Here is a 6,561-nt window from a genome sequence, read left to right on the forward strand (position 1 = left end):
CACGCACCCCTCCTCCGGCGGTCACCCCCGCCCTGGCCCATCTCAAGGGCGCGGGGCCCGCCACACCCGTGCCCGTCCGCACGGTCGAGCTGATCTCCGGTGACCTGCTGCTGACCGTCAACCCCGTCGACGGCAGCGAGATCGAGCTGTGCCCGCCCGGCAGACGGCCCCCCGCCCCGGCCAGGCGCAGCGCCGAGGAACGCGCCGCCCTCCAGCGCGCGGGGCGTCCCCCCGTACCGCCCGGGCCCGCCGCGCCGCCGCTGCCGCTGCTGGAGCGCGCGGAGGAACGGACCGAGCTGCGCGGGCTGCTGGGCCAGGGCCGCTCCGTATATCTGACCGGGCCCGCCGGCTCCGGCCGTACCGTACTGCTCGAAGCCGTCGCCGCGGACTGCGTCAACCTCGCGCCCGACGGAGTCGTACGGCTCTCCGGGCACCACCGGACCGCCACCGAGCTGCTGTACGAGCTGTACGCGGCCGTGTACAAGAGCGAGCTCTGCCGGCCGGACCGCGCGGAACTGCTCGAACTCGTCGCCGGGATCGGCGCGGTCGTCGTCCTCGACGATCTGGAGCTGGGCGGCGAAGCGCTCGACGAACTGCTCGACGCCACCCCCGAGTGCGCCTATCTCCTCGCCCCGGTCCCCGGCACCGAAGCCCCCTCCGCCGACGCGCGGCTGGACGAGGTCGCGCTCGGCGGGCTCGGCCGCGGCACCTCGCTCGAACTGCTGGAACGCGCCGTCGAACGCCCCCTCACCGACGAGGAGGCGAACTGGGCGGGCGACCTCTGGTTCGAGTCCGAGGGCCTGCCCCTGCGCTTCGTCCAGGCCGGGGCGCTGCTGCGGCAGCGCGACCAGCTCCGCGGCGGCCCCGGGGCTTTCGACGAGTTCGAGCCCTTCGAACGGGCCATCACCGAGACCCCGGTGAGCACCCCCGACGGATACGACATACCCCTGCCCAGCCTCGGCGAGGGCGCCGCACCCGCCGCCCTGCTCGCCTCCCGGCTCAGCGAGGCGGCCCGCGCGACCCTGCGCTTCGCCGTCGCCCTCGGCGGCGAGGTGCCGCACCAGGCGCACCTTCCGGCGCTGGTGGGCGACACCCACGCGGACGCCGCGCTCGGCGAGTTGATGAGCTGCGGGCTCCTCACCCCGGTCGGCGGTCGGTACCGGCTCGCCGCCGGAGTCGTCGCGCAGCTCGAAGCCAAGGGGTACGGCGACGACGCCGTGGCCCACGCCCACACCGCGGCCCAGCACTACGCCTGGTGGACCGGCCACCCCTCGGTCACCCCCGAACGGGCCGTGGCCGAGGCCGACGCCGTGCTCGCCGCGCTGGCACCGCTGGTGCCAGGACAGGAGTCGGGCCACCCGAGCGCCGCGGTGCTGCTGGCGCGCAGCGCCGCGCCCGCGTTCCTCGCCGGGCTGCACTGGGGCGCCTGGGAACGGGCGCTGCGGGTCGGCTCCGAGGCTGCCAGGCTCGCCGGAGAGGTCGCCGAAGAAGCGTATTTCCACCATGAGTTGGGCGTGCTCGCGCTCTGTGTCGGGAACCCGGACCGGGCCCGCGCCGAGCTGGAGGCGTCGATCGGGATGCGGGGCGCCGTCGCCGACAAGGCCGGCACGGTCGCGGGGCGCAGGGCGCTGGCCCTGGTCGCGGACCGCGAGGCCGCGGCGTCCGGCGGGCGTACGCCTGCGGGCGAGCTGCCCGTACGGTACGAGGAGCCCTCGCCGCTCACCTCCACTCCGGCGCTGGGCACCCCGGTCCCGCAGGGACTCGCCGGAGCCGCCACGCCCCTGGTCACCCGGCGCGACACCCCTGCCCCCGGTTCGCCCCCGGCCGCCAAGCCGTCCCCGGCGCACGGCCGTCGTCCGGCGCTGCGCGGTGCCCGGCGCAATCTGGTCGCGGCCGGCGCGGGCGCGGTGCTCGCGGCCGTCCTCGGCACGGTGGTGACGCTGGGCGCGACGTCCGGCGGCGACCCCGCGCAGCCGGACCCGTACCGCTCGGAGCCGGCCTTCGACCCGGACGAGGGCGACGACGACGGCGGTCTGCCTGCCGACCAGCCCGCCGACGTCTCGACGCACCGGCCCGGCTCCGGCCGTACGGAACAGGGCGGCCCGGCCGCGAGCCCGACGGACAGCGCCACCCCGTCCGGTACGGCATCGGCCCCGGAGGGCCCGTCCGATCCGGTCGACGGCGGCTCGTCCTCGGGCGGGGGCACGTCCTCGGCGCCGGGCGAGCCGCCCGTACCGCCGGCCGGCAGCAGCCGGCCGCCGAAGCCCCCGACGGACCCGTCCGAGTCGCCTTCGGCCCCGTCGTCGCCGACCCCCACGGGCTCGCCGACGCCGACACCGTCGGAGAGCTCGTCCTCCACGGTGCCCACCACCACATCCAGCGGCACGCTCCCCAGCCTCAGCGCGGGAGCCACGGAGCCCAGCTCCACACCCATCTGATGCCACGGGGAGCCGGCGCCCTCGGGCACCGGCTCCCCACACAGCCGTACGGATCAGAAGCGGCGCGTCAGAAGAGGCGGAGCTTGTCGTCCTCGATGCCGCGCATCCCGTCGTAGTCCAGTACGACACAGCCGATCCCGCGGTCCGTCGCCAGCACCCGCGCCTGCGGCTTGATCTCCTGCGCCGCGAACACGCCCTTCACCGGCGCGAGATGGGGATCGCGGTTGAGCAGTTCGAGATAGCGGGTGAGCTGCTCCACCCCGTCGATCTCGCCCCGCCGCTTGATCTCCACCGCCACCGTCCCGCCGTCCGCGTCCCGGCACAGGATGTCCACCGGGCCGATCGCCGTCGGGTACTCGCGGCGGATCAGGCTGTATCCCTCGCCCAGTGTCTCGATCCGGTCGGCGAGCAGCTCCTGGAGATGGGCCTCCACACCGTCCTTGATGAGGCCCGGATCCACGCCCAGCTCATGCGAGGAGTCATGCAGGACCTCCTCCATGGTGATGATCAATTTCTCGCCCGCTTTGTTGATGACCGTCCACACACCGGGGTCGTCGTCGCCACCTTCTTTGAGGGTGCAGGGCGGCGACATCCAGTTGAGAGGTTTGTACGCCCGGTCGTCGGCGTGGACCGAGACACTGCCGTCGGCCTTGACCAGGATGAGACGGGGAGCGGAGGGGAGGTGGGCGGTGAGCCGGCCCGCGTAGTCGACGGAGCAGCGGGCGATGACGAGACGCATGGTCGGCAACGCTACTCGACCGGCGAGGCCGCGCGCGATTCGCCCCGGAAGCCCCCGTTCGTTATTGGCCGGTTGTGTTCCCATTCTCCTGGTGCCGTCACCACCACACGCCTAACGTGGAAGCAGGAGGTCGCCGGTCGTGCACGCTGCGTCGTCGTCGCCTCCTTCCCTGCCCGTAAGGCCCCGCTTCCGGGGTCGCGAGAGGAGAACCCATGTCGCTCGACGTCTCACCGGCGCTGTTGGATCAGGCCGAGCGAGGCGAGGTCGACGAAGCGGCTTTCGTCGACTGCGTCCGGACCTCCCTGCCCTACGCATGGGAGATGATCAGTTCTCTGGTGGCCGAGCTCAAGGTGGACGGTGGACAGTTCGCCGACAACCAGACGCCCCCGCCGGACGAGCAGGCACGTGGTCAGCTACTGCGCGCGCTCGCGAGTGACGCCATTCGCGGGACGCTCCAGCGGCACTTCGGGGTGCGCATCGCGTTCCAGAACTGTCACCGGGTCGCGGTGTTCCCCCTGGACACCTCGGTCGATGAGCGGCTGGCCCGATTCACCTCGGTCAGGGCCCAGTTGCTCAACCAGTCTCCCGAACTGCGCGACTGCTGACGTGCCTTGCTGCCGCTCCGCACCGGGGAGGTGTCGTGGGTGCAGGAGCGGCAGCAGTTCGAGCGAGGCGTACACGCCGGCGGGGAAGGGGCGGTACGCGGGCCGGCTCATGGGCCGAGCTGCGGCAGCACCTCCGTACCCAGCCGCCGTATGTTCTCCTCCGTCGCCGCCAGATCGCCCGAGCCCTCGACGAGCAGCGCGAAGCGGGTGATGCCCGTACGCTCCGCCGTGGCCGCGAGCCGGTCCACGGCCAGCCGGGGCGGCCCCACCGGATGCAGCCCGCAGAGCAGTTCGGTGTACTCCAGCGGGTCCCGCATCGACCGCGGCCTGCCGTCGACCGTGACATGCGCGCCCAGCCCCTGCCGCAGCCAGCCCGGCATGGCCTTGACCAGCGTCTCCACCGCCTCGGCCCGCCCGTCCGCGATCTGCGCGACCCCGGCCGACACATGCGCGGCGGACTCGATCTCCTCGGCGCCGAGGCCGGCTTGGCGCGCGTGCGACCGCCAGAGCGCGACCATCTCCGCCTTCTCCTCGTCGCCGCAGTGCATCCCCAGCAGCATCGGCAGCCCGTGCTCGGCGGCCAGCCTCACCGTCTTCGGCGAGGTGCAGGCGATCACCACCTCGGGTCCCGCCGTGTCCATCAGCTCGTCCGCCCGCGGTACGACGGGGACTTCGCGGAACCGGAACCGCTCGCCCGAGGCCGACACGCACGGCTCGCGCAGCCAGCGCAGCAGCAGGGCGAGCGCTTCGGGGAACTCCCGCTCGTACGCGGCCAGTCCGGAGCCGAAGACCTCCAGATCGACCCAGGGGCCACCCCTGCCCACCCCCAGGCTGAACCGCCCGCCCGACACGAGATGCAGCAGCGCCGCCTGCTCGCCGAGGGCCACCGGATGCACGTTCGGCAACACGCTGACAGCCGTGCCCACCCGGATGTGGTCGGTACGGCCGAGGAGCAGCGCGGCCAGGGTCACGGCCGACGGACACACCCCGTACGGTACGAAGTGGTGCTCGGCCAGCCAGACCGCGTCGAGCCCGGACACCTCGGCCAGCTCGGCGGTGCGCACGGCCCGGTTCAGCGCCTCTCCCTGCCCCTGACCAGGGAACTGAGCGGACAGTACAAAAGCTCCAACACGCATCGCCTTCTGCCTCCTTGCGGCCGACGCGACTCCCCTAGTGGCAACAACGCCTGACACGTGCCAAGGGCACGGCCGCCCGCGAAAATTATGCGATTGTCCCTTGAGTCGGTCCTGTGAACCGGCGCCTCTTGTGCCGCAGGGGACGTCTGCCCGGTGGCACGGGCCGTACGCTGGAGTGGAACCGTGCTGTCTGCCCCGTGAGGTGTCCTGTGTCCCCGCGTCGCAACCGTCCCCGAGGCGGCGAGAAACCGACCGAGCGAGCCGGTGAGGCGGGGGACCGGTACGGCGGCTTCCAGCGGTCGGAGTCCTGGCAGGGCGAGGAGTGGTCGGTACGGCATGTCGCCGGCGCGAGCGCCGAGGGCAAGCGCTACCGCTGCCCGGGGTGCGACCAGGAGATCCCGTCGGCGGTCCCGCATGTGGTCGCCTGGCCCGAGTACGGCGGGGTGGACGACCGGCGGCACTGGCACGGCTCCTGCTGGAGCGCGAAGGACCGCCGCACCTCGCGGGTGCAGCGGTCCCGTAACGCGCCGAAGTACTGAGCCGGGCCGGGGGCTCCTCAGGGCGCGGGCGGCGCGGGGCCGCGCGGGCCGGACGTCGCCTCGCGTCCAGAATTCACGTCCAGACCTCACGTCCAGACGCCGCGTGCAGACGTCACGTTCAGACTTAGCGTCTAGACGTCGCGCTTTTCGAGGGCGAAGCAGGCGCCGGCCATCGCGACAGCCGTCACCCCCAGCAGGATCCACAGCGGCTCCCAGCCGCGCGGACCTGAAGAGCTCGCGATACCGACGCTGTCGGTGTAGAAGACCGAGAGCTGGCTCGGGATCGAGTATTCGAGCAGGCCGTCCCGGAGCGCGCTGAGCGAGTCCGCGAACATGAACATCGCCAGCACCAGCGGCAGCAGGACCACCCCGATCATGACCGTGATCGCGCCCGCCGAGTGCCTGATCAGCGCGCCGACGGCCATGGCCAGCAGCCCCAGCGTGGCCAGATAGAGACTCACGCCGACCGTCGCACGGAACCAGAGCCCGCCGTCCTGCGAGGGCGCGTCCACGATCGCGGCCTGGACCGCGGCCACGGTCATCGTGGTCAGCGCCGTGATGACGAAGACCAGGACGAAGAAGACGACCGCCTTGGCGGTGAGCACCCGCACCCGGCTGGGGCACGCGGTCAGGGTCGTACGGATCATGCCCGTGCCGTACTCCGAGGCGATGGTCATCACGCCCAGCGTCATCACACACATCGAGCCGAGCAGCACCCCGAAGAAGCCGAGGGCCAGCATGGACTCGTCGTCGGTGACCGGGGCGTCCGCGGCGGCGACCACCACGGCGGACAGGATCCCGACGCCCAGCATCAGCACGATCATGACGCCGAGCGTCCACACCGTGGACCGTACGGACCGGAGTTTGGTCCACTCCGAGGCGAGGGCGTCGCCGAGATGGGCCCGGCGGGCCGGGATGGGCGAGGTGTATCCGACGGCGGCGGGACCCCCCTGCCAGGGGGCGGTCCCGGCGGCGCCCGGCGGGACCTGCTGGTACGGGTTCGGCGGGGTCGACGAGGTCGGCGGGGTCGTCATCGGGGGTCCTCGCTGCTGTCGCTGTCGCGCTTGGTGGTGTCCACGGCCGGGGGAGCAGCCGGGGCGGTCG

The 6,561-nt window shown here is 72.9% G+C and carries 6 protein-coding genes; 3 read left to right on the plus strand and 3 right to left on the minus strand.

Translation table 11 applies throughout. The features are described 5' to 3' along the window. The coding region (locus WH07_RS34980; RefSeq protein WP_052744667.1) for an ATP-binding protein at positions 1–2,438 on the plus strand (2,438 nt) is incomplete at its 5' end. A 67-nt stretch (positions 2,439–2,505) separates the two neighbouring features. Here WH07_RS34980 and nucS read toward each other — a convergent pair. Then, positions 2,506–3,177: an endonuclease NucS gene (gene nucS / locus WH07_RS34985; RefSeq protein ID WP_046509117.1), complete on the minus strand. Its 672-nt coding sequence runs from the start codon at positions 3,175–3,177 to the stop codon at positions 2,506–2,508. 212 nt (positions 3,178–3,389) lie between these two features. Here nucS and WH07_RS34990 point away from each other — a divergent pair, with 212 nt between their 5' ends. Then, positions 3,390–3,782 carry an SCO5389 family protein gene (locus WH07_RS34990; RefSeq protein WP_046509118.1) on the plus strand — a complete coding sequence of 131 codons (393 nt, stop codon included), beginning with the start codon at positions 3,390–3,392 and terminating at the stop codon, positions 3,780–3,782. A 107-nt stretch (positions 3,783–3,889) separates the two neighbouring features. Here the strand turns inward: WH07_RS34990 and WH07_RS34995 are convergent, their stop codons facing one another. Next, positions 3,890–4,918 carry an LLM class flavin-dependent oxidoreductase gene (locus WH07_RS34995; RefSeq protein WP_046509120.1) on the minus strand — a complete coding sequence of 343 codons (1,029 nt, stop codon included), beginning with the start codon at positions 4,916–4,918 and terminating at the stop codon, positions 3,890–3,892. A 209-nt stretch (positions 4,919–5,127) separates the two neighbouring features. Here WH07_RS34995 and WH07_RS35000 point away from each other — a divergent pair, with 209 nt between their 5' ends. After that, positions 5,128–5,457, plus strand: coding sequence for a hypothetical protein (locus WH07_RS35000; RefSeq protein ID WP_046509122.1), 330 nt, complete (start codon positions 5,128–5,130; stop codon positions 5,455–5,457). Between the two features lie 131 nt (positions 5,458–5,588). Here WH07_RS35000 and WH07_RS35005 read toward each other — a convergent pair whose 3' ends face one another. Then, positions 5,589–6,491, minus strand: a complete 903-nt coding sequence (locus WH07_RS35005) for an ABC transporter permease subunit (RefSeq protein WP_046509124.1) — start codon at positions 6,489–6,491, stop codon at positions 5,589–5,591. Positions 6,492–6,561: the final 70 nt, after the last annotated feature.

Source organism: Streptomyces odonnellii (assembly GCF_000981895.1).
Classification (GTDB): Bacteria; Actinomycetota; Actinomycetes; order Streptomycetales; family Streptomycetaceae; genus Streptomyces; species Streptomyces odonnellii.

Excerpts from the sequence above, each read along its gene's own strand:
- nucS (WP_046509117.1), bottom strand. The coding sequence starts at position 3,177 with ATGCGTCTCGTCATCGCCCGCTGCTCCGTCGACTACGCGGGCCGGCTC.
- WH07_RS34990 (WP_046509118.1), top strand. The coding sequence starts at position 3,390 with ATGTCGCTCGACGTCTCACCGGCGCTGTTGGATCAGGCCGAGCGAGGC.
- WH07_RS34995 (WP_046509120.1), bottom strand. The coding sequence starts at position 4,918 with ATGCGTGTTGGAGCTTTTGTACTGTCCGCTCAGTTCCCTGGTCAGGGG.
- WH07_RS35005 (WP_046509124.1), bottom strand. The coding sequence starts at position 6,491 with ATGACGACCCCGCCGACCTCGTCGACCCCGCCGAACCCGTACCAGCAG.